A 24,146-nucleotide genomic window follows, 5' to 3' on the forward strand; every position below is an offset into this window, starting at 1 on the left:
GCGTATAATCACAATTCCTATGGAGCGACGAATCTATCGAATCATCGATGCCGACTTCAATCGCGCAAGAGAGGCCCTCCGCACAATGGAGGAGTTCTGCCGGTTTGTGCTGGACGATACGGCCCTGTCCGCCCGGGCTAAACAGATGCGTCATCACCTCTGCGCACAAATCGGCCGGCTGGATGCCGAGAAACTGCTCGCCCAGCGCGACAGTCAGGGCGATGTCGGCCGGACGCTTCAAATCGAATCCCCGCAGCAGCGCCGCACATTCACCGATATCTTTCTGGCCGCCGCCAAACGCGCCTCGGAGGCCCTGCGGGTTCTGACCGAAACGGCGCAGCTTGCCTGCCCGGACATCGCCGGTCCGCTCGAACAAATCCGATTCGACGTTTATACGCTCGAAAAAGACGTCTTGTGCCGGCTGCCTGCGGTGCGATTTCGCGATGTGCGGCTGTATGTGCTCATCCCCGCCCGCAAAGACCTGTCCGACAGCCGCACGCTCGAACTGGTACAGCTGTGCATTCAGGGCGGAGCCGACGCCCTTCAGCTTCGCGCCGAAGACATCCCCGACGCCCGGCTCTTCCGTCTGGCCGAACAGTTTGCCGCCCTCTGCCGCTCGCACGGCTGCCTCAGCATCATCAATGACCGTGCGGACATCGCCGCCGCTGCAGAGGCCGACGGCGTCCATCTGGGCATCGAGGACCTGCCGGCACCGCAAGCCCGCAAGCTCTTTCTCAAACCCGCCCTCATCGGCCTGACCGCCCACAGCGAAGAAGAAGTCCGCCGGGCCGTTGAATCCGGTGCTGATTATGTCGGCATCGGCCCCTGCTTTCCCAGTCCCACCAAGCCCCAGCTGCCCCCCGCCGGGCCGGACTATATCCGCCGGGCCCTGGCCATCCTGAAGGATACCTCCGTCGCCCACGTCGCCATCGGCGGCATCACGTTCGACAATCTGCCCGGCCTGCTGCAAATCGGGGTCCGCGCCGTCGCCCTCTCATCCGCTGTCTGTGCCGCACCCGACCCGCTGGCCGCCTGCCGACAATTCAAATCGCTCTTGAGCCCCCTTCAGCCGGCGACATAGGGATAGCCCCATCCGCAAGGGCAGGAAAAAGGGGCAGCAATAAAAGAAAATCCGCTCATTTCAGCGCGGACACCAGCGCCTCATATTCCCTGCGGCTGATGGGAAGCATACACCCGTGACGGGCCTTGGCCGGGACCTCATATTTGTTCCAGTCCTTTCTGGGTGAATTGCCGTAGGCCTGATACCAGGGCCCCTCCGGTTTTTCCGCTATCGAAAGTCCATAGGAAATCCCCGGATACTGCTCATAGTACAGGTACCAGAATTTGCCGTCCGGCGAAGGAATCAGCATCGGCGCCTCGCGAAAGTTGGGGCTCACCGGCGGGCCGGGCATTGAATACGGTCCCAACAGACTGCGGCCTCGGCAGATTCGAATCGTCTTTCCCGTCGGCCAATCGAGCGTCGGATAGCGCTCATCTTTAATGACGGCATAATAGAACTCACCCGCTCGGCGGATAATCACATCAATCGTGGCCATATCCCATCCGAAAAGTTTCTTCGGAGGACTGGAAAACGTCTTCAGGTCCTTGGAGAGGGCGTAAATCGTCCGCTGGCCCGCCCAGTACGGCTCTGGAAGGTTGGTCGGCCCCAAATCATGTGTCGTATGCCAGGTTAAAATATACTGAGCGGACGGCTCATCATAAAAGAGCTTCGGCGCCCCGACCCGCATCAGAGCCTTCGGATAATCCGGAATGCTTCTCAGGTTCGGCTCATATTGGCTGTATTTGCTCCAATGGAGCAAATCCTCTGAGACCCAAAAATTGATAACCAGACTCTCATCGCGTCGGTTCCCAACCAGATAATACCGCCCGTCGTGCCCCCGGCAGATATCCGGATGCCCCCGGTACTCCTCGAATACCCGCCTGCCTCCGTTCAAAAGCGTCCAATGCAGACCATCCAGGCTCACACTGTAATACAGTCGGCCGTAGTCGCCTTCCATCATATGCGCAAACAGGTAGGCCTCATAGACCGGCTTTTGGCCCGGCTTGACCTGTCCGGGCGGATCCGGCATCTGAGCAGCCGCATTCCACAGCAAACAGACCGCCAGAGTGAAATACCCCTTTTTCATCGGGCATACTCCTTATGGGCTCTCTTTGTACAGAACCTGATGCAGCTCCCGTAATTTCTCCACAGGCATTTTAATGACCTCTCGGTCATACGTCATCAGTCCGTTGACCTCCCCTTCCACATCCGTGGTCTGGGTATAGACAGCCCCCGATACGCCCTGCTTTTTCATCTCGGCAATCTGGTTAAACTTGTAGATGTAATTGTCCAAAAGTTCCTGCTCACTGTGGTAGGTCTGATAACCCCAATTGCGCATCTTCGGATTCCACAGATGCCCTTCGATCGGATAACCGATGCCGCCGAACTCCCCGATGACCGTCGCCCGGTCTTTCTGGATTTCGGGCCGCGTCAGATCTTTCTGATACGTATGAATGTCATACACATCACCGCAGGGACGCAGGGCCCAGCCGCTGACGGCATTCACCAGCCGAGTCGGGTCATACGCCTTCAGCCACGCACTAATGCGGCAGGTGTCATACTGGCCCCAGCCCTCATTGAACGGCACCCATATAACGATGCACGGTGCGTTGAAATGCTGATCCACCATCCGCCGCAGTTCCCATTCAAACTGGACCGCATGATCCGACCGCTGATTCAAATCCGGCCCATCCGCCGGAACATGCTGGATATGGTGCTGGCGACGGCCGTCCGGGTCCGGCAGCACCACCATCCCCGACGGCATATCCTGCCAGACCAGGATCCCCAGTTTGTCGCACCAGTAGTACCAGCGCTGGGGCTCGACCTTGATGTGCTTGCGAATCATATTAAAGCCCATCTGTTTGGTGACCTCCAAATCGTACTTCATCGCCTCATCCGAAGGCGGCGTATGCAGGCCGTCCGGCCACCAGCCCTGGTCCAGTGTGCCGTAGTGGAACAGCGGCTGGTTGTTCAAAAACAATTCCTTCCCGAATTTCCCCTGTCCCAGACTGATTTTGCGCATTCCGAAATAACTGGAAAGCCGCTCGAGGACCTCCCCGGAAGGCCCGAGCAGCTCCAGTTTGACATCATACAGGAAGGGATTGTCCGGCGACCACAGCTTCGGATTGTCTATCCGCAGGGTCAGCGCCTTATTGACAGCGGTCTGTCCTTCCGCCGCCGGCTTTTGGTCTTCGAAGACGGAGATTTTGACGGTGTATTTCCGATAATCCGGTTCCCAGGCAATCGGGATGAGAGTCACCTGATTTTTATCAATATCAGTTGTAATTTTGATCTCGCGAAGGGCGGCCGCCTTGGGAATCGGCTCCAGCCAGACCGTCTGCCAGATGCCGCTGACGGGTGTGTACCAAATCCCCTCCTGCGGCATCTGCTGTTTGCCGCGGGCCTGCGACTCGAAATTCGTCGGGTCCCAGACGGAAACAACCAGCTCCTGCATCCCCTCTTTGAGATACTCCGTAATGTCAAAACTGAAACGGTCATAGGCCCCGCGGTGTGAGCCGACATAGGCGCCGTTGACCCAGACGGCCGTGTCCCAATCGACTGCCTCAAAATGCAGAATTATCCGGCGGCCGGCCCAGGACGGCGGCACCGTAAACGTCCTGCGGTACCAGATTCGGTCCTTCGGCGTCACCGTTTGTCCAACTCCCGAAAGTGCCGATTCCGCACAGAACGGCACCAGAATCTTTTGGGAAAAATCCTTCGGCATCGGGGCGGTTCTCGGCAGCAGGGCAAAATCCCACAGCCCATTTAAGTTCAGCCATTCCGAACGCACCAGCTGCGGACGGGGATACTCCGGCCAGACCGAATCGGGCGTCAGGGCCTTGCCCCACCGGGTCATCAGCCCGCCGCTTTTGGGCTGCCAATTCGTTTCTGCGGCCTGAGCATAAACTCCCAGTCCCATCCCCATCAAACAGACCATCCATTCTGCCTTTTTCATCCGTTCTTTCTTTCGTTTTCCATCATTTTTGCTGATTAAAACAATTCTCATGCTTCATTTTGATTTCGTCGTGCCTGATTATAGCGCTCCAGCGTATCCAAAGCCGCACCGGGGTCATGCTGCTCTTTCATCCATCGGTCCAACTCCTCCGACAAGCGTTTTTTGATATCCGCATATTGCGGATTATCCGCCAGATTATTCAGTTCATACGGGTCGTTTTCGCTGTCGTAAAGCTCCTCCGGCGGCCGTTTCAGATACCGGCTCACCAGCTGATAGGCCTTTTCATCCTCCGCAGCGGCCAGCATCCAGGAACTCCAGTAATGGGTGTGTTTGTGCCCCATCGGCCCCATTACATATCTCTGAATATGAATGCGCTCCGGCAGAAGATTGCGGATATAACGATAACGGCTGTCCCGAACCGAACGAATCGGATAAGGACCCCCTTCCGGAATATTATTGTGCATTCCGTAGGTGTACCGGCGATGTGTATCTTTCTTCCCGGTCAGCACCTCCAGGAAGCTGGTCCCGTCGAATTGCCCGGTCGGAACGGTTCCACCCGCTGCTTCTATCAGCGTCGGCAGAATATCCGCATATTGAATCATTGCTTCCGTACGAACGCCCGGTTTCACAACCCCCGGCCAGCGCAGCGTTATGCCTGTATGAAGTCCGCATTCATAATTAGTCCATTTGCAGCCGGGAAACTGTGAGCCCTGCTCGGTGGAGAAAAGAACAAGGGTCTGGTCCGACTGCCCGCTTTGCTCGAGGGTATCCAGAATATCCCCCACTTGTTTATCCAGCACCTCGATTTCCGTCAGATAACTCGCATAATCCTGACGCGTCTGGGGCGTATCTACAAGATTCGCAGGCAGCTTCAGTTTTTCCGGGTCAAAATGACCGGCATCGCCGACTGTCCAGACCGCGTGCGGAAGCACCAGCCCGACAATCAGGCAAAACGGCCGGCTTTTATCCGCTTCCATATAAGCCCGAATCCCGCGGCAGTCATAATCGGCCGTTTCTGCAACGCAGTTGTCCTCAAACCCTTCGACCTTGTCAAACGGAAAGCAGCTTTTCGGCGATACGTGCAGTTTCCCGGTCAGCCCGACTCGATAGCCCAGGTCCCGCAGAAAATGACAAATGCTTCGGGTGCCGATGCGGGCGGGAGCATGATTCCAGCAGCAGCCGCTTCGCATCGGGTACAGACCTGTGTAGAGTTCCGTTCGGCAGGGAACACACATCGCCATCGAGAGATATGCCTTCGAAAAAGTCATTCCCTCCGAGGCCAGCCGGTCGATGCACGGCGTCCGGACATTAACCCCGCCGTACAAGGGAAAATCCATGTAGGTGGCATCATCCGCCAGAATCATCAGGATATTCGGTTTGCGGCGATTTTCGGCGGCAAACAACCCGCGCGACAAATAACCGGCCGTCACCGCCGCCGACGCCGTCTTGAGAAATACACGCCTATCCATTGCTTTCCTCTTTCCACAAGTTTATCAGCCGCCGCGTCTTTCGACAATCGGCGCCGGCAGACGAACTCCCCGGGTTGCCGCGCCGTGCAGATTCCCGACCGCATCAAACCACAGCCGGTCCAGACAAAGAAAGCGGGCGAAATCATTTTCCCGACTGGTTTGCTTCTGATGATACAGATGCCACCAGTTTCCGGCATCATCCCGAATCACGCAGCCGTGACCGGGCCCGAAAACACCTTCCGACCGCCGGATAATGGGATTGTGGGCGGCCCGGCGAAACGGCCCCATCGGATTGTCCGCCGCGGCATAGCCGACCGCATAGTCCGGATAGGCCGCGTGGGAGCCGCTGTAGAGCAGATAATAAACACCGTTGTGTTTGAGCATCCACGGGCCTTCCGTTACGGCCCCGTGCTTTTTCTCCCAGTCCTCCTGCGGCTCCAGAACAACCTTCGAAGGTCCCGAAGGCATTCGCGGACCGCTCATCGGCTGAACCGTAATCCGGAAACCGGGAAACTGCACAAAATACAGATACAGCCGGCCGTCCTCATCCCGAAACAGATGGGCATCAATGGCGTTTTCAAATAAATCCTGCGGATTCACAAAAGGCCCCTTCGGGCTGTTGGAATCGGCCACCCCGACAACCTGCCAATCCGGATTCAAAGTAGATTGGGCCGTGTAGTACAGATAAAACGTTCCGGAAACCGGGTCCTGCCATACATCCGGTGCCCAGCTTCGGGCCCTCCGAAAAACCACCTCCCCGCGCGTCCAGCTGACCAAATCCGCAGACGTCCAATACCGATAGCCGCCTCCCCGAACATCTCCCGTCGCATAAAGATAAAAAAGTCCGTTGTGCCGAATCACCGTCGGGTCCGCCAGCCGCACCTCAAGGAGCGGATTTTGATACATTTTTTCCTGCGGTTTTGCGGCGGTTTCCTTCGCACGGACTTCATCTGCCCCCCATCCAGCCAGAAAAAGAAAAACCAGCCGCATCAAACCGCTCATCCCTGAAGAAAACGTTTCCATTTTTGCCGCATCCTGACGTCTTAAGTCCCTGCTCCCTTGCCTATCGTTCCAACCCTATCGAATCCGCCCAGGTCCGCAGTTTTTCCCAAAGCCTCTGAGCCGTCTGCGGGTTCTGCCGGGCCAGATTCTCCCGCTCGTTTGGGTCATCCGCAAGGTTATAAAGCTGTCTGTTTTGTCCTTTCAAACCGGCCAGCAGTTTCCACGGCCCCTCCCGAACCGCCAGCACCGGACTGACGTTTTCCGGCTTGCCCGGTCTGGGGTCATTCGGATAATACCAAAAAATCGGTTCTTTTCTTTCTATCTCTGTTCCCAAAAAGGCCGCACTCATATCCTCCCCATCCAGCTGCACACCCGACGGAAGACCGACGCCGGCCAGCGTACACAGCGATGGGAACAAATCCGCCCCGCAGACAACGGTTGACTGATTGATCTTTCCCGCCGGAACAGTCCCCTTCCACCGCACAAGAAAAGGCATCCGGATGCCTCCTTCATACAGACTCCATTTGCGGCCTTTAAAGTCCCCGACGGAGCCCGGCGGCGGCCATCCTTCTTTGTAATAGCTGGCCCAGTCCGTCGGTCCATTATCGCTGGTGAGAATTACCAGCGTCTTTTCCTCCAGACCCATTTCTGCCAGCCCGTCCAAGAGCCGCCCAATCTGGCGGTCCATCTCCTCCAGAACGGCATAAAACTTCTGCACATATGGGTTGGCCGAATAGGAACGAAACTTTTCCAGCTGTTCGGGAGCGGGAAAATGCGGGTCGTGCACATCATTGAGCCAGACGTTCACATAAAACGGCTTGTCCTTATTCCGGCGGATAAAATCCAGCGTCTGATCCACGCGGATTTGCGTAATCTGGTGCTTCTCCACCCACGTAATCTGTCCCCGCCCGAGACGGGCACTCTGATTGGACAGGCCGTCGCCGCGTATCAAAAGCCGGTCGCCCAGCCCCTCGAACGCCACGGAAGACTCATCAAAACCGTACTCCGTCGGAAGCGGGGCATCGCCGACATCGCGCCCGCCGCCCATGTGCCACTTGCCGAAATGAGCCACGGCATAACCGGCTGCTTTAAACTGACGTGCCAGAAACGGGGCGCTCGGGTCCAGAAAATCCGCCATCCGGCGCTTCCGATTCAGCTCCCGCCGGTCCAGATAGGTAAAAATACGCCACCGGGCCGGATACTGGCCTGTCATCAGGGCCACACGCGACGGCGAACAAACCGGCGAGTTCACATAAAACTGGGTAAACCGAATTCCTTCCCGAGCCAGACGGTCTATGTTGGGCGTCGGAATCGTCAAATCGCCGCCATAGCAGCTCGGGTCCGCATAACCCATATCATCGACCAGAATCATCAGAATATTCGGCCGGACTGGTTTTGTCTTTGTGCCAGACAAGCCGGATTTATCCGCCAAACATCCGCCGAGACCCGGAACAAACAGCCCGGCTCCCAGAGTGCCCAAAAAATCGCGTCGAGTCAGAGAACACATTTTCACCGCTTCCTCAGCTCAGAAGAATCCGAAAAGAACGCTGCCTGCAAAGAGAGGGTGCGGAGCAAACTCCTCATACCCCCTCCCTGCAGGCGGCAGATAAAAACTCATTCGACATCCATTCGCCTGATGGTGCATTCCACTTTCGTTTACAGCTGCCGTCGAGGCCGCAGAACCAACGCCCCAAGTCCTAACAGACACAGCGTCGCCGGCTCCGGAACATACACCGCAAAGACCTGTCCCAGCTGATTGGCATACCCAGGCGTCTGAATCATCGGCACGGCGTTCATCCAGAATAACTGCGGATACAGGGCCAACGCATTGTTGGTCCCGTTATCCTCCAGCAGACCGCCCAGCCATCCGTACTGGTCCGAAGGAATCGGTGATGCGCCGAGGAAACTGACCGAACAGTTTCCGTCCAGATTCTCCGTGCCGGTGGCGTTCGTAATTGTGTACAAACTCCCGACCCCATTGATGGAGATAAAAAGCTTTCCGTTCACAAGGTCCATTGAAGCATAGACAATGTTCTCCTGGCCGAAGTTGACGGGGCCCGCCGAAACCGCCATGGACTTGCCCAGACCGCCTTCATTCGCAAAATCCGTATCATTCAGACTCGTGGGAACGGCATATCGGCCGTTCGCCGCCTTGGCGGCAAAAATCAGATTCCCATTGGCCAGATACAGGCCCGTTCCGTTAGATGTTCCGCCGTTTTCGATAACAATAACCGGACCGGCGGTCATTTGACTGACATCCGGATTAAACCGGGCAGCCAATGTGATTTTTCCGGTTGTGATTTTCGGCACTTCATTCAAAAGACCGTTGCGGGCCGCCGTGTAGGTCCCGAGGGCCGTGCTGTCATTTAAACTGGGGATAATTACTCCGCCGGATGCAATCCCTGCAAACACAACCGCCGCCAAACAAACTGTACAGACATTTTTCATCTTTCCTTTCCTCCACAAAATGGTTATAAATTCTTTAAAGAACTTTCACACTCTCCCACACGCGTATTTCCCGGAAAAACTCAGCCGGCAAAGTTCTGACAGGTAGGGTCGGGAATGCTGCATCCCAGCCATTCGAGAACAAAAATGGAAAAATCCTCCAAATTCACCCGACAGTCCAGATTGAAATCGGCCGGACTGAATCCGAGAGAACCGCAGTCATTGTCTTCAATATTTACCCAGACGGGATTCAGAGAAATCCCATAATAGGGAGAAGACGGGTCTGTCAAAATCGTCAGTTTTACTTTGGTATCATGAACGGCCCGCTCCATCTGGTCGTCATCAAGGGCTGCAACAGCAAAACTTTGCGGGCTTTGCCAGTCGGACGAAGTAAACACCCTTTCGGTCGGCAATACCTGAACCTGTGACGGATTCAAAACATCCTCGACCCGAATCGTTACAGGATAAGCACCCGGATTGAACGTCAGTGACACATCAATCGCATCCGTCCCGCCGCCTTCCCGAACCGTCGTATTCCCGCCGCTTTCTGAAATCAGAATGGAGGCACCCTGAAACGGTATGCCGTACTTGGTGCGGAGATAGTCGGCCGTCTGGGAAATCTGCTGAAGAGAAAGTTGGGCGTTGTAAACCAGAATCTCCGCCAAATCCCCATTGTAAAAATCGGGCCACCACGCCCCGGCCGTATCCACCCCGTTGCCGATGGAAAGATGGTTGCCCGCCGAATCAAAGGTAATCACATTGGCCGGATTATTGCACGTCAGGGGTTCGGCAATCAAGTCATTCACCGCATAATACAGGCTGTCGTGCCGTCCCCCCTGAGCCATCCGCCGGATGCCGATATGATACACACCGGAACTGACAGGATTGCTGCCGGCCGGACTGAGCGCATAGCCGTTATTAAACCGGCAGCCCGAGGACCCGCTGGACACATCCACTGCCATCATCCGAGAGGCCGTACCCGAAGCCGCACCGATTTGGGCCGCCCGTTCAACCGACCCGCTGCTGCCTCCGGTACACATGATAAAAACGGTCAGCCCCGCCGACGGATTCGGTAAAATCCACTGATACGAAACCATCACATCCTGCTCGGCACGGACAAAGTGAACCGCCGGCTTGCCGTTGAGTTGGCCGGTTTTGTAAGTCGGGCTGCCGTATCCGCTGACAGTCCGCACGGTGCCGTCCACCGAATCGCCGGTCGCTGAGTCCGGCCAGACTGTCACCGCGCCGCCGTCCGTCAATCCCGTCAAGGCATCCGCTTTTAAATGAATAATCAGATTCTCCGTCACCAAATCGGCCCGGACGGCCCCGCCCAGACAAAGCAGCAGCACTGCTTTCCACAATCTCATTTCGTTCTCCGTCAATTCAGCCGTTCAAATGTTTTACGGTCGATAGTCGGTACAATTTCCTTCCGGAAAACTGCACCCCAGCCATTGCTGAACCAAAACAGACAAGTCCGCCAAATCCACCTGGCAGTCCTGATTGATATCCACGGCGTCGTACCCCCACAGTCCGCAGTCGTTTTCGTGAATTGAAACGGTCAACGGGTCCGGATGGCGTCCGAAATACGGCGAAGCCGGGTCCGTCTGCACCTGAAACATCAGCAGCGCTGGGTGGACTCTGGGTTCTTGGGCCTCATCATCCGCTGCCGTAATGGAAATTGTTCGGGAACTCTGCCAGGTGCCTGAATCAAAGACAATCTGGGAAGGAACTGCCAGAACCTGAGCGGGCATGGACGAATCCGCAATCCCAACCGTAACCGGATAAGGCCCCGGGTCGCTGCTGAGACGAACGGAGATTGTATCCGAAGGCCCGCCTTCCCACACAGCCGTGGTTCCGTCTGTCTGCGAAATAAGAACCGTATACGGAAGAATCTCATCAGGGACCGCGGCCGCAAAAATCTGCCCCCGCTGATTGGCATAACCAGCCGTCAGCGTCATATTTCGGGCATTGGTCCAGAACAGCAGAGGAAACTGCGCAGCCCCGGTCTCCACAAGACCGCCCATATGACCGGCAATAAGCTCTCCGGAACCCAAGAAACTCACCGACGTATTGCCGTCCAGATTCTTGGAAGCATCTGAGCCGGTAATCGTATAAACGCGGACAGTCCCGTTGATGCAGCTGACCAGTCTGCCCGCTGCAGCATCAAACGAAGCATACACGACATTTTCCGCACCGAAATCGACCGGCCCCAGCGTAATGGCCAGAGCATTGTCGGAAAAGTCGGTATCGTTCATGCTGGTCGGCAGCCCCAGTTGATTATTGCTTTTGGCCGCAAAAATCAGATTTCCGTCCCCCAGATACAACCCGGTCCCGTTCGTGGTGCCGCCGGTTTCAATCACAATGGTCGGCCCGCCCGTCATCATACTCACATCCGGATTAAACCGGGCCGCCAAGGTAATCTGTCCCGTGGTAATCTTGGTGTGGTCGCCGGCTACACCCGCCCGGGCCGCTGTATAGGTAACCAGGGCCGAACTGTCATCCAGGCCCGGAACAATTTCACCCGCCTGCACAGCGGCACCCAATCCGACGGCGGCAAGCCATATCAGGAAAGTTCCCGCCTCTTTGCCGAATATCATTTGACCCCCTATCCATTTTTCACTTTCTGCAAATCCGCCGGATGGACCGGCTTAAAACCGGTCCATCCAGCGGCACTGTGACGCAAGAAACAGAGCAGCTGTTATTCCTCAGCAGGATACAGCCCGGAATTCAGCCACGAAGAAGCTAACACCGCAAAATCCGCCAAACCCACCCGGCAATCCGGCTGGTCACCGGCCTGACCGCCGCCGGCCACATCCATACGAAGGTCCAGATTGTCCGAATTCACACACACCCGCTGCTGCATCACCGGATAGTACAAATCAACCACCTCCTCCCAGCTGAGGGCATAGTTGTAAATCTGGATATCATCGAGGTAGCCGTTAAACGGAGACAGCAGAACACCTGTCGTCAGGTCTCGGCCCAGCGTACCGAAATAGACCGGATAGAGCGTTTGCGGAACCGCCTGACCGGCGGTGCTTCGATTGGCAACCTGTCCGTTCAGGTAAATAACCACCTCGCCAGCCCTGGCCGTAATCGCCAGATGTACCCATTGGCCAATCGGCAGCGGATCAATCTGAAGGTCGCCTACACCCGGGATGCCGCCAATCTGAAGCCGTCCGTTATCCTGCCGGATTTCAATGTAGTAATTGGCAACAAAACTGCCGTCGGTCCGCTGCCGGTTGGCGACAATTCCCTGCCAGGCGCCGTTCGGACCGGCCCAGTTTAACCAGGCCGAAACTGTGGTTTCCCCTGTATTCTGAGCGGTCGCCCAGACCCCGGAATCGCCTCCGGCCTGCGGCTGCCCAACAGCCGTCATATCCAGCGATTGTCCGCCGAGGGTGCCCGGCGTGCTGCTGGAGAAGACCGGGGCAAGGGTCGGTGTCGCATGATGCCCTTCACCGCTTAGATCGAGATACTGACCATTGACATAGCTGCTGCTGTCGCTGTTCAACGTCCAGTGAGCCACTTTCCGCTTGACCCCCAGCGTCGCCGAAGCGGATGCCTCGACGCCGCCGCTGTTGGAAATCGAGCAGTAGTAGCTGCCTTCATCGGCTTTCTCGATATTGCTGATGGTCAGCGTCGAAGCATAGGTAATGCCGTTTGTGGGAACCGTCACGACCGAAATATCCGGATCCGACGTGCTTAAGGGAACATCCGGCGTGCCGACCTTGTACCACGTCACCGTCGGAGCGGACTGGGAAGTAAACTCGCAGGTAAAAGACACCTGACCGCCCGGAAAAGCTGCAGCTGGAGCCGGAGAAACCGTCACAATCGGCTTGGAAGGCGTGGCCGTAAAGAACCAAATCGGACCGACCAGATTCGCCGGGTCTCCCTTGCTCTTGCCCTGAATCTGCTCTTCCACACGCCAGCAGACCACCTGGTCCCAGGTAAAGGTAAACGGAACTGCAACCGGGTCACTGCCGGCCGGAACAAACGTTTCATACAGCGGAGGAAGAAGCAAATTGGGCTCTCCGTTCTGAACCTGATACACCGTCACAAAATGACCGGTCACTTTCGGATTGGGATTGCTCATGTTGTTCGGGTCTCTGGCCGGAGTAAACTGCAGCTGCGTAACGGTCAGCGGATTGACATTCGTCGCACCGGTGGCCGGCACAGGATTGTATGCCCGCAGCTCAAGGGTCTCGACATTCGAAAACACCTGACCGAGCTGGTTGCTGTAGCCGGCTTTCTGAACCATATTCCGGGCGTTGTTCCAAAACAGCAGAGGAAACTGGGTCGCACCCGTCTCGCAAAGACCGCCCATATGACCGGGAACAATCGCCCCGGAACCCAAGAAACTCACAGATGTGTTTCCGTCCAGGTTCTTAGAGGCATTGGAGCCCGTAATCGTATAAACCCGCTGCAGTCCGTTGATGCTGGTGACCAGTTTGCCCGCGGCGGCATCAAACGAAGCATAGACGACATTTTCGGCACCGAACTTCACCGGACCGATGGTAATAGCCAGAGCATTGTCGGAAAAGTCCGTATCATTCATACTGGTCGGCAGCCCCAGCTGGTTATTGCTTTTGGCCGCAAAAATCAGATTGCCGTCTCCCAGATACAGTCCCGTTCCATTGGTCGTACCGCCGTCCTCAATCACAATCGTCGGCCCGCCCGTTATCATACTCACATCCGGATTGAACCGGGCCGCAAAGGTAATCTTGGCGGTGGTGATTTTCGCATGGTCGCCGGCCACACCCGCCCGGGCAGCCGGATAGGTCACCAGAGCCGTACTGTCCTCCAGTCCCGGGACCAGCACACCCGCTGATACAGGTGCACCCAGCCGGCATACGGCCGCAGCTGCTGTCATCAGCCACATCAGAATCTTCACACTTTTCATCGTACATACCTCCTGATTTCAACCGTTTTCTTTTGTTTCCGACTTATGTTCTCCGAAGCTTCCGGCCTGTACTCCGAGTCCAGGCCGCCGTTTGTTCCGTTGTTCTTATCCCCGTGCTCCGCGAAGGATGACTCGATTTCCGTCCGTCCAGTTGTCCCGGTAATAGGTGGACACTTCAAATGTATCGCTGATGGAAGCCATCTTCGCCAGCATCTTGCTGCGCAGTTCGTTCTTTTTGTCCTGATACGAGGAATTGTCCGCCAGATTCGTCATCTGATACGGATCATTGATATTGTCAAAAAGCAGTTCCTTCCCATCGACCTTGTACTGAGCATAGGTATACTGCTTATCGCGAACGGCCCGCCATTCGTAGCCGTTCTCCCAGCTCGCACAGGCCCCCGTATTCTGCAGAAACGCAAACTCCGGTTCCGGCCCGCTCTGCCCCTGCACCAGATGCGCCAGATTCATCCCTTCCACCCGGGAAGGAATCGGCAGCCCCATCAGCCCCAAAAAGGTCGGCATAAAATCCGCCGACGAAATACAGGCATCCGAAACCCCTCCGGCGGGAATCCGGCCCGGCCAGCGAATCAAAAACGGAATTCGGGCCGCTTCTTCATAAAACGTATTCTTCGCCGCACGACCCTGCGAGCCGAACATTTCCCCGTGGTCGGAGGTGAAAACCACAATCGTATTGTCCGCCAGCCCCTCCTCGGACAAAAACCGCATCAGGCGGCCGAAATTCCAGTCCAGATTTTCCGTCATCGCATAATAAATCCGCCGCCAGGTTTCCAGATTCGCCCGGTCCGCAGCACTCAGCTCCGCCCAGCTGTCCGCATACGGCTCGTCGTTGGCCGGTTTGTAATTGGGCGGATTGGGCAGACTCGTATTCGAAAAGTGTGCATAGTACTCCGGCGGCACATTATCAACCGACCACGGAGCATGGGGAGTGCCCCACGAGAGAATCATCGCAAACGGACGAGAGGATTTTTTCGCATGGCAGCGAATCCAGTCCATCGCCAAATCCGTCTGTCCGTCCGGCTCATAGACCCCCGAGGGGAAATAAATCTTCTCCTGCGACTCCGTATGATAATAGCTTCCGTAATAATTATGATGGAAATTATAAGCCGCCCAAAATCCGTTGAATCCAAGCCGATGCATACCCCGGGGCACGAATGAATTCTCCGGATTCAGATGGTCTCCCAGTTTATTGGCGTACAGATGCCACTTGCCGATATAGGCCGTATTGTAGCCGGCCCTCGTGAGGACATGGCCGAAACACTCCTGATACGGATTCATCCGCAGTTCATTGATAACCATGCCGGTCGTGGTCGTATATTTGCCCGTCATCAGCGTCGCCCGAAAGGCCGAGCAGACCGGCATGCTGGATACACAATTCTTAAAATTCATTGCCTCCTCGGCGAACCGGTCCAGGTTCGGCGTCCGCGCATGCTCGGCACCGGCATAATTCGTCCCGTTCCAATACCTCGCATAGCCGCAGTGATTGGTTCCCAGCTGGTCCGCAATGACGACAATTAAATTGGGTCTGCTCGAGCCCGAATCCCCCAGCGCAGAGGAAGCACATCCCCCCAAAACCAGACTCGCCGAGCCGGCAAGGCCTGTTTTCAAAAACGTTCGCCGATCCATCTTCATTCAGCACCTCCGGTTGATAAACAAACTCTCTTATTTGTACTTGTTAATCCAACTGGGCCACGTTCCCCGGAACCCCTGTGTATCAAAGGCCTTATGCCATTTCAGCTGCCACAGCCGCTTCAGTCCGACCCGGTCGGCCGACAGATCCAGAAACAGAACGTTCACACTCCCGTTATGCCGGTCCAGACAAAAACGCCTCATCTCATGAGAGGTCAGACAATTGTTGAAAAACTCCTCATAGGTGTTGGGCAAAGCCGTGTATCCATGCGGACTGCCCGGGTCATCAAACGGCTGATCATACCGCCAGTCCCGCGGATGACCGCCCCAGCGGAAGCAGTCCAGAAACAGCGGAATTTGACTGGTCCCCTGATTGACATCCGACCGCTTCCAGTGGTAAGCCAGTTCCCGCCCCCATAAAAGCCCGTCTCCGTCTCGGTCCCTGTGATCATACGTCCAGTTGTTCACGCCGTAGCTGCTTTTGAACTGCTCCTCGGGAGAACCGGGAGGCACCACCTGCCAGGCATAGCTCCAGCCGGGTGCAAGAAACTCCTCTTTCGTGGCCGCCGGGCACATCCGCATCTCCTCACCCCCGCCCTGGTAATACGGTTTCAGCGGTCCAACCCACAACACCTGCTGATTATTGGCATCAAACGGATCCGGAAAACGGTTTTTGTAATCCGTCAGATACAGGTTCCAAAACGCTCCCCACTGTTTTAGATTTGAGCGGCAAATCACACCCTGTGCCTGCTGCTTGGCCCTTTTCAAAGACGGAACCAGAATCGCCAGCAGCATCGCAATAATGGCAATCACCACCAGCAGTTCAATCAGAGTAAACGCTTCTTTCCTCCGCACTCGTCGCCGCATGTTCATCCTCATTTCCGTATCCTTTCTGCACCTATTCAAAAACCAGACAGGGCTCTCCAAAGACCGACCAGTCGTTAAACGAGGTTCGATTGTCATATTCCGGACTGCCTTTGCCGCCGTCCGTGGTCACCAGAGTCAGAAACCGATCCTGATTTGATAAGGGGACAGAAATGGTCCCGCCCTGACGCACCTGAACGCCTTTTCGAACAAACCGGACCTGTCCGTCCACCAGAACCCAGAAATCCGCATAGGCGGGGCATCCTCCGCCGTCTAAATACTCATCTGCAATCCCGTACACAGCCCGAAACTCCCGAATCATCCCCGCCGGGCAGGCGGAGCGGATTTTCTCCAAATCAAAGGTAATCCCGGCATTGCCGTGCATAAATAAAGCCCCTTTTCCGGGAAGCCCGTATTGAACCTTGTTCAGTCGAATGGGACGCGTCAAAAGGGTCTGGTCCGGATAGATAATGCCGCCCCACCCCAGACCGGATGTATCCGGGAAATCTCGGAACAAATGTCCGCGGCTGGTGATTTGAACCGGCCCGAACTCCCCGTCCGGAATGAAAACGCCGTCAAGAAACGGATTGCCCCGGACCGGATGGTACTGATGGTCGCTGACCATATGCGTTCCCGGGCGAATCGTGGTCGAATTCGCCGGCAGATAACTGTCCGCCTTCCACTGACCTGTTACGGTATTAATGCAGGAGCCGCGAAGACCCGTCCCAAAACCGCTGCCGCCGCCGACGATATCCGCCAGGCAAAGATTCTGCCCCCGCCAAATCGATTCCGATTTGGAATTGATAGCGCGGACAAAATAATCGGACAGGCATTCAATATCGGAAATCTCGCCGGTTTTGCCGGCAACCTTCTTGGCGTGTCCCTGACTGATTTCCAGATTCACTCGGCCGCTTCGGCCGGCAAGCAGCATCGTCTTGCCCTTCAATACATGCACCTGTGTATCACCCCCGATATCCGCCTGGACGCCGAACTCCGTCCCTAAATCAATGATTTTTGCATCCGGAGTATAAACGGAAAATCCCGCCGCCTCGCCGGGGGCCCTTACATACACCTTGCCGTACCGCAGACCGATTCGGTCCGATGCCAGAATCTGAAATTCCGCCGGCCCTTCCAGCACTACTTTCGCCTGATTGTCAAACTGCAGCTCCGCATATCCTTCCCGCAGCAGCCACTGCTCATCTCCCGTCGCCAGACGTGTCCCTTTCTCCACCGGACCAGCCCTATCCGCCCATTTCGCGTTGATGCTGTCCGACAGGGTCGCCACCTCCACCCCGCGCCCGAGCGAGGTCAAAAAGCCGTACGCAATAACAAAAATCAGCGCTGCAGCGGAAACCAGCAGCGACACAAGAGAAACTTTATTCACTCTTGAAGAACACGGAGCGTTTCTGGGCTTTTCCGCCTCCTCAATCGGCGGCGGGCAGGAGGGAATCTCCAGGGCCGGAGCAGACCGCTCAAAGCTCAGCAGTTCGTTCCATAGTTGCGGGTTGGGCCAGCTGTCCTCCGCCGAAATCCGCTCCGAAAGGATTCCCAGATGGCTCATCCCCACATAGGAAGCAATGAAATCATAGTAATAGTCCCGCGCCGCCTTATTCGCCTTCAGCAGATTCGTCAGAACCTCAAACTGCTCCGGACTGATCGTCCCTTCCAGCGAAAGGACAAACAGCCCCGTCAGCTGTTCGACAAACTGCGGCTCCTTCTTCCTCATACGGCCTCTCCGAAAGCAATCCGCTGCCGAATGCACTGAATCAGTCGGCTGTGAATCTTCGAAATCCGTTTGAAAACCGCCGCAGACGTAATGCTCAACCGCTCCGCAATCCGAGCCAGCGGCAGATTCTCTTCATACCGCATCTTCAGAAGCCGCACTTCCTCCGAGATTAACTTCTTCAGACACTCCCGAAGGGCATCCATCCGCTGTTCAAATCGGCTGTCGAACGCTTTCATTTCCGCATCGAGAATTTTCTGCATCTCTTCGTCGAAATAAAGGCCCCCCTCGCTTTTCTTCTTTTTGTAGTAAGACAGGATTTCAAAGCGGGCAATCATAATGCTCCAGGCAAGAAAATCGCTGCCCGGCTGGTACCGGTCAAATTTCTTCCAGAGTACAAAAGTCGTATTTTGGAAAACATCCTCCGCATCCGTCCGGTTGGGGATATAACAGAGAATAAAAGAAAGAATCCGGTTCTGATTCGGCAGAAAAACCCGCAAAAAGGCCTCTGAAGAATCCAATTTTTCTACGGTGTTTTTGTCCATAATCTTCTTTGTTTACTCGTTCCTCCAATGAAACATCCTCAATCCCCCACTTATTAACCGTTTTCTTTCCTCAAAAATGCACCTGAAATTCATTCTTTTAACCCCCTTCGGCAAACCTGAATATAATATATACTATGCCTATAATATCCTTATTATGCTTATCCAAAAGCCTTACAGAATAGACAAACAAACCCTTAAGGATTCTTAAGTGCTTCTCCACAAAAGACTTGATATAATTTTCAGACCCCAAACAAAGGAGACGTCTCAGAGCGAAAAAAAAGCCTTCGGTATGTGAAAGCGAAGGACAAAAGACGAAGTCAGGGCAACCATTTACGCAACAAATAAATGTACCGCTTAAGGAAATAACGGCAGATTGAATAAAAAAAAGGCCTCTTCATCGAAGAGGCCTTGAGAAACGCACATCAGGAGTAAGATAATAGGATTTTAGTTTTTCCTGCGAAGCAGCAGACCGCCCAGACCGAGCAAAGCCAGCGAGGCCGGCTCCGGAACTGTAGAAATCACAACAGCCTTGGAGGCAATCGCACCGGCCGGATCGCTGACCGGCCCCAGAACCGCAAAGCCGACCTGAGTGACCGGCAGAGCAATCGGGTTAACCGTCAGGGTCAGGGTATTCAGACCGGGGGTCAGATTCGCAGAGACCATATTAATCGTTGCCCAGCCGCTGGCCGGATCCAAAACCTTAATAAACGCCTTTGTGCTGTACCCTTCCGCCGCAAGGTTGTTGCTCAGCACCAGATAGGTGAAGGTGACCGTCTGGCCGGCCAGACCGCCGTACCATTCCCGATAGAAGTTGCCTTCCATCATTTTATTGGGGGCGCCGTTCACAACCCAATACGGGTCCGACGGATTCCAGCAGTTGGTGTTCGACTGAAGAACCAGTGTATCCCCTGCAAAACCGGCCCGAAGGTCCGCTGTGCCCCACGCACTGCCCCATTGATAATTCATGCTCATATCAAAAACATTCATCCATCCATACCAGGTTGCACCGGGGTCAACCCCATTGACCACCAAGTCTGCCTGAGCGGCTCCCATCAAACAAAGAGCAGCCAAAACGAATACTTTTTTCATCCTCATTTCCTCCACACAAAAAAGTTCCTCTTGTTTCGAACCGCCGTTTCCATCCGAAGGCAAAACGACCCGTTCCTCACACACACTTCACCGCCTTCTTTTGTTCCATGAGGCAGTCTCAAAGGTGTTGTCTTACAGCTTACTAAGAGCTTTAGCAATCGGTTTCTAACAGCATAATTTACGCTTTTGCAAAACAAAAGTCAATCCATTTTTTTGCGAAAAATTCAAAAAATTTCTTCCCCGAAGGGCCTCTTGCTGCCGCCCCGTGTTGCTGCAACCGGTCAACCTCCCCGGCATCCATTTCACACAAGTGCTTTCATCCAAAAGGGTTGCACATCATTCCGCCGCTGTTTCGCGGCAGTTTAGGCCCGAAAAATCCGCCTGTCTCATATTTAATAGCAAGCGATTGCTATTCGAGAATTTTTGATAATTTTCATTTTTTTCTCTTGCAATTTTCCGATACAACAAAGTATAGTAAACACTTGTCTGAACAGCTTACTGAGCGGTTGGCAAATGGCATCGGTTCGGTTCAAAAATCATAAAAATCAGGAGGTTTGTTTATGACCAAAACATCATTCTTTCCCGGAGGGTTCTCCTTTAGACACTCGGCAGGCGTACTGGCTGCTCTCTTCCTTATTCTCGCAGCGGTACCGGCCCATGCCCTCTTTCTGGTAAACAACGGCGGCTTTGATATCAATGCCGCAGATTGGAATGCCGCCGGAGGCGGCGGCCCCTGGGCTCCCGGGCATGTCGCTACAGGCGGAAATCCCGGCGGATATCTCACTCTTCAAAGTAACGATAATACCTGGTCTGTCTGGTATCAGGTCATCAATGAAAACCTGAATGTCTGGGGAATTCCTGTCGGAACGACCATTGTTTTCGGGGCGGACATGATTGACTTGGGACCGGTTGGAAACAACACTGTGGGCGGCCTGAAAATTGAGGCATGGAACGGCGCAATGATTAATGACTACGCGATTCAGTTTCCTGTCACGACGTCCTGGCAGCGGTATTCCGCCCAGTACACAATTCCCGCCGCCGCCCAAAGTCTGAAGATGGTTCTGACGAATGTCAACAACAACGGAAAAGGAGTTGCACGATACGGCTTTGACAATGTCTTCTTTGCGATTCCGGGCGGCACACCGGCACTCAAGCCGGTTCCCTATGTCGGCCGAGGCCTCAATCCGGCCAATCCGATTCTCAGCTGGACGTATCCGGACCCCAATCGTCCGGGCGATACCCTTACGGCGGATGTGTATGTTCTGGAAAGCAATGTGCTGCTCAGCCGAGAACCGAATATGGGGCCGGTCCTGGTGGACCCCGGTGTGGTAAAAGTGGCCGATGATATTACGGCTTCGAGCATCAATTTGTTGAATGCCGGCTACACGGTTCAGCAGGACAAATATTATTACTGGGCGGTTCATGTCAACGACCCCACACTGGGCACCATCAAGGGCTTTACCTGGTACTTCCAGACCTTCGATGCTCCGCCGGTCAGCGCCAACGCCGGCGCCGATCAATACGTCTGGCTGACGATGAACGACGGCACTCCCACTGACGGCAAAGTGACCTTCACCCTCTCCGGATCCTATGTGGATGACGGCAAGAGCCCTGTAACGGCAACCTGGGCCCTCGATCCGGTCCTGACCCAGACGGACCCGGCGACGCAGGTTGTCATTCACAATCCCAACAGTCTGACCACTCAGGTAACGATTGACAACACCGGCTGGTTCTTCTTTGTTCTTACGGCCCAGGACCAGGTCGGCTCGGCCTCAGACGTAGTGAACGTAGGAGTGTATGCAGGCGCCTGTGAAGCGGCTTATCAGGACCCGTCGGACATCCAGACCCGGTATCCGAACGGACACGGAGACATCAACGGCAACTGTGAAATCGACCTCGAAGACTTAGCCATCCTCGCAAGGAGCTGGCTGGACTGCATGAGCAGCAAACTCGGCTGCACACCCTAACTTATGAAACGCCGCCGAAGAGCATAATTTAGAGAAGGCCGGAAAAAAACCGGCCTTCTCTTTCATTTGGAAGGACTATGTGCCTCAAAACTCAGAAATCCGCCGCCTTTACGCTGATTGAACTGCTGGTTGTCATCGCCATTATCTCTCTTCTGCTGGCCGTCATCGTCCCCGCCCTGCGAAAAGCCAAAGAATCCGCCCGCGCCGTCGTCTGCCGAACGCACCTGAAAACCCTCGCGTTAGCCAATGAACTTTATGCCTCCCGCTGCGACAACTGGTACGTGCCGGTAATTGACACTACGATGACTGCCCGCGGCGAACCAACCTGGAACTCCAATACCCTCTTTCGTGAACTGGTCGGACTTCAAAGCGCCTATGTCGGCAGCAGTTATGTTCTCCCGCCGGAGTACCTCTGTCCCTCTGACAGGCAATCCAACGAGGCCTACTGGAATCAGGCCGGCGTGACGTATGCCAATTTCGTCAGCTACGGCTGCAACCTGACTGACTGGGGCCCCGACTCCCGCAGTCCGGTCTCCTGGAGCGGCAACATTCCCGTGAGCACCTGGTCCTGCCGCTTCCGAGCCGGAATGCTCCGTACACCCGCCGAAGCGATTATGTTTGCCGACAGCGGCGACATCTGGGTCCGCAAAGCCGGCGCCGATTATAAAACCTATTGGAATCAGTACGGGCAGGACATCGTCAAATACCGCGCCCGCAATATGTGGCATCCCGTTTATTACCGACACAAGGAAGGAGCCAACCTCTCCTTTTTTGACGGGCACGTCGAATTTCTTAAAAAGGAATCTCTCTTCTTCTACCAGAACAACACCGATACTCCTGATGACGGGCGAAACAATCAGATTTGGTTCTGCATCCCCCAAAACCGTCCCTAAAGCACTCTGCTGAGCGGCGGTCAGTTTTGAGCCATTGCTGTTTATGCCGGCCGTTTGCCCCTTCGCTTTTCCAAAATCTGTCGGATTTCGTTGGCTTTCGTTTCGTCAATCTCATACGTGTAAATCACCGCGATTGCCAGCGCCGAGGTCGCCAGCGGAATCCCCACATCAAACACCCGCAGCCAGAACAGCGCTGCTTCCGGCTGAGCAGGGCCGAGATTCACATCAAAGCCGGACAGCCGCAGCAGAATCCCGGCCAGCAAACCGGCCGCCGACATCCCCACCTTCACCATCCACCAGTAAATCGCCCCGAACATCCCTTCCCGACGCTGTCCGCTTTGCAGTTCATCATAATCGCACACATCCGAAATCATCGAGCCCATCAGGGTAAACAGCGACCCCGTCCCGAACGCCGCCAGCGGAGCCGCATAGAGCAGCCAATTCGGATGATTCGGATTATACCCGACCCACTTCAGGGCGTACCCCACCAGCGACAGCCCAATGGTGCAGAAAAAGGTCGGACGCTTGCCGATTCGTGTCGCCACCCAGCCGGTCAGCGGAATCACAATCACCAAGGTGACCGCCGACATCAGCGTGCCGTATAAGCCCTGAAGATGACCGCCCAGCTGGTCGCTTCCGCGGTACACATAATAAATCATCACATACAGAGAAAACGACACACCCAGCTGATAGCCGTTGAATACCAAAAATGTCGCAGCACAAAGTTTCACAAACGGCCGGCATCGAAAGGTCTGCCCGAATGTCTTGAAAAAATCCAGCAGGTTTTTCCACACGCCGCCCGGCACCTGCGCCGCCGCCGGCATCTGGGCGAACCGCTCCCGACAGAAAATCGCCGGCACCACCCCCAGCACCGCCACCGCCGCCCCGATAAAGACCGCTAAAACCCGGGCCCCCTGCACTTTATCCGTAAAGAGCTTCTCATCGGCCATCAGCGCATAAAACCACGGTGCAATCAGCCAGGCGGCCTGTCCGACCGTATTGGCGAAGGTATGCAGGCGGGTGCGTTCGTGATAATCCGGCGTCATCTCATAGCCGAACGCTACAAACGGCGTCGCATAGACCGTGTAGGCCCCGAAAAACGCCAGTGAAGCTGTCAGAAAAACCCAGAAATAAAATGCCTGGCTGTGCCCGGCCGGCAGCTGCCACATCAGAGCAAAAATCACCCCCGATGCAATCGCCCCCCAGAAAATGTAAGGACGCCGCCGTCCCCACCGCGACCGCGTATTGTCCGAGATGTACCCCATCACAGGGTCCGTCAGCGCATCAAACGCACGCGGGACAGCGGCCAGCAAGCCCACCAGCACCGGGTCCACCTTCAGCCCCAGATTCAGAATCACCGCCATTGCCGGCAGGGCCGCCGCCTGAAGGTTGTTGACAAACATCCCCACCGCATATGCCGACTTCTGCACCAGCCCAATCCGGTCTTCAGGGGCCGTTTTTGAGGAAGAACCGAAAATCATCTGTCTCCTTTCCGTTTCAACAGGGCCGCCGCTCCTGAACTCTCCGAACGTCAGCATAAAAAAACCCGGCGGTTTCTGTCAAGATTTCTCTTGACGAAAAAACAA

Annotated in this window: 18 protein-coding genes; 3 read left to right on the forward strand and 15 right to left on the reverse strand. The window is 55.4% G+C overall.

The window, feature by feature from the left end; translation table 11 throughout:
- Window positions 1–19: 19 nt before the first annotated feature.
- On the forward strand, window positions 20–1,081 hold the full coding sequence (gene thiE / locus PKY88_06290; protein HOQ04804.1) for a thiamine phosphate synthase: 1,062 nt from the start codon (window positions 20–22) through the stop codon (window positions 1,079–1,081).
- Between the two features lie 55 nt (window positions 1,082–1,136).
- Here thiE and PKY88_06295 read toward each other — a convergent pair whose 3' ends face one another.
- The 14 genes from PKY88_06295 to PKY88_06360 form a co-directional block, all read right to left on the reverse strand.
- Window positions 1,137–2,147, reverse strand: coding sequence for a hypothetical protein (locus PKY88_06295; protein HOQ04805.1), 1,011 nt, complete (start codon window positions 2,145–2,147; stop codon window positions 1,137–1,139).
- 12 nt (window positions 2,148–2,159) lie between these two features.
- Window positions 2,160–4,016 carry a glycoside hydrolase family 2 TIM barrel-domain containing protein gene (locus tag PKY88_06300; GenBank protein HOQ04806.1) on the reverse strand — a complete coding sequence of 619 codons (1,857 nt, stop codon included), beginning with the start codon at window positions 4,014–4,016 and terminating at the stop codon, window positions 2,160–2,162.
- Between the two features lie 47 nt (window positions 4,017–4,063).
- Window positions 4,064–5,485, reverse strand: coding sequence for a sulfatase (locus PKY88_06305; protein HOQ04807.1), 1,422 nt, complete (start codon window positions 5,483–5,485; stop codon window positions 4,064–4,066).
- Between the two features lie 24 nt (window positions 5,486–5,509).
- Entirely contained in the window at window positions 5,510–6,508 is a 999-nt protein-coding gene (locus PKY88_06310; GenBank protein HOQ04808.1) for a glycoside hydrolase family 43 protein, read from the reverse strand.
- Window positions 6,509–6,548: 40 nt separating this feature from the next.
- Window positions 6,549–7,994, reverse strand: coding sequence for a sulfatase-like hydrolase/transferase (locus PKY88_06315; protein ID HOQ04809.1), 1,446 nt, complete (start codon window positions 7,992–7,994; stop codon window positions 6,549–6,551).
- Between the two features lie 149 nt (window positions 7,995–8,143).
- Window positions 8,144–8,935, reverse strand: coding sequence for a PEP-CTERM sorting domain-containing protein (locus PKY88_06320; protein HOQ04810.1), 792 nt, complete (start codon window positions 8,933–8,935; stop codon window positions 8,144–8,146).
- 80 nt (window positions 8,936–9,015) lie between these two features.
- Complete coding sequence (locus PKY88_06325; GenBank protein ID HOQ04811.1) at window positions 9,016–10,299, reverse strand: hypothetical protein; 1,284 nt, start codon at window positions 10,297–10,299, stop codon at window positions 9,016–9,018.
- A gap of 33 nt (window positions 10,300–10,332) precedes the next feature.
- Entirely contained in the window at window positions 10,333–11,529 is a 1,197-nt protein-coding gene (locus PKY88_06330) for a hypothetical protein (protein ID HOQ04812.1), read from the reverse strand.
- Window positions 11,530–11,630: 101 nt separating this feature from the next.
- The gene (locus PKY88_06335; protein ID HOQ04813.1) at window positions 11,631–13,832 is read right to left on the reverse strand and encodes an immunoglobulin domain-containing protein; all 2,202 of its coding nucleotides are present in this window, start codon (window positions 13,830–13,832) and stop codon (window positions 11,631–11,633) included.
- A 105-nt stretch (window positions 13,833–13,937) separates the two neighbouring features.
- Entirely contained in the window at window positions 13,938–15,482 is a 1,545-nt protein-coding gene (locus PKY88_06340) for a sulfatase-like hydrolase/transferase (GenBank protein ID HOQ04814.1), read from the reverse strand.
- A 30-nt stretch (window positions 15,483–15,512) separates the two neighbouring features.
- Window positions 15,513–16,352 (reverse strand): type II secretion system protein, encoded by an 840-nt coding sequence (locus PKY88_06345; protein ID HOQ04815.1) that lies wholly within the window; start codon window positions 16,350–16,352, stop codon window positions 15,513–15,515.
- A 25-nt stretch (window positions 16,353–16,377) separates the two neighbouring features.
- Window positions 16,378–18,069, reverse strand: coding sequence for a FecR domain-containing protein (locus PKY88_06350; GenBank protein ID HOQ04816.1), 1,692 nt, complete (start codon window positions 18,067–18,069; stop codon window positions 16,378–16,380).
- Window positions 18,066–18,611 (reverse strand): sigma-70 family RNA polymerase sigma factor, encoded by a 546-nt coding sequence (locus tag PKY88_06355; GenBank protein HOQ04817.1) that lies wholly within the window; start codon window positions 18,609–18,611, stop codon window positions 18,066–18,068. The genes PKY88_06350 and PKY88_06355 overlap by 4 nt, the downstream gene beginning before the upstream one ends.
- Before the next feature lie 444 nt (window positions 18,612–19,055).
- Complete coding sequence (locus PKY88_06360) at window positions 19,056–19,700, reverse strand: PEP-CTERM sorting domain-containing protein (GenBank protein HOQ04818.1); 645 nt, start codon at window positions 19,698–19,700, stop codon at window positions 19,056–19,058.
- Window positions 19,701–20,260: 560 nt separating this feature from the next.
- Here PKY88_06360 and PKY88_06365 point away from each other — a divergent pair.
- Window positions 20,261–21,667 carry a hypothetical protein gene (locus PKY88_06365; protein ID HOQ04819.1) on the forward strand — a complete coding sequence of 469 codons (1,407 nt, stop codon included), beginning with the start codon at window positions 20,261–20,263 and terminating at the stop codon, window positions 21,665–21,667.
- Between the two features lie 77 nt (window positions 21,668–21,744).
- Window positions 21,745–22,560, forward strand: a complete 816-nt coding sequence (locus PKY88_06370) for a prepilin-type N-terminal cleavage/methylation domain-containing protein (GenBank protein HOQ04820.1) — start codon at window positions 21,745–21,747, stop codon at window positions 22,558–22,560.
- Window positions 22,561–22,601: 41 nt separating this feature from the next.
- Here PKY88_06370 and PKY88_06375 read toward each other — a convergent pair whose 3' ends face one another.
- Window positions 22,602–24,041, reverse strand: a complete 1,440-nt coding sequence (locus PKY88_06375; protein ID HOQ04821.1) for an MFS transporter — start codon at window positions 24,039–24,041, stop codon at window positions 22,602–22,604.
- Window positions 24,042–24,146: the final 105 nt, after the last annotated feature.

This window comes from Anaerohalosphaeraceae bacterium (assembly GCA_035378985.1).
Classification (GTDB): Bacteria; Planctomycetota; Phycisphaerae; order Sedimentisphaerales; family Anaerohalosphaeraceae; genus JAHDQI01.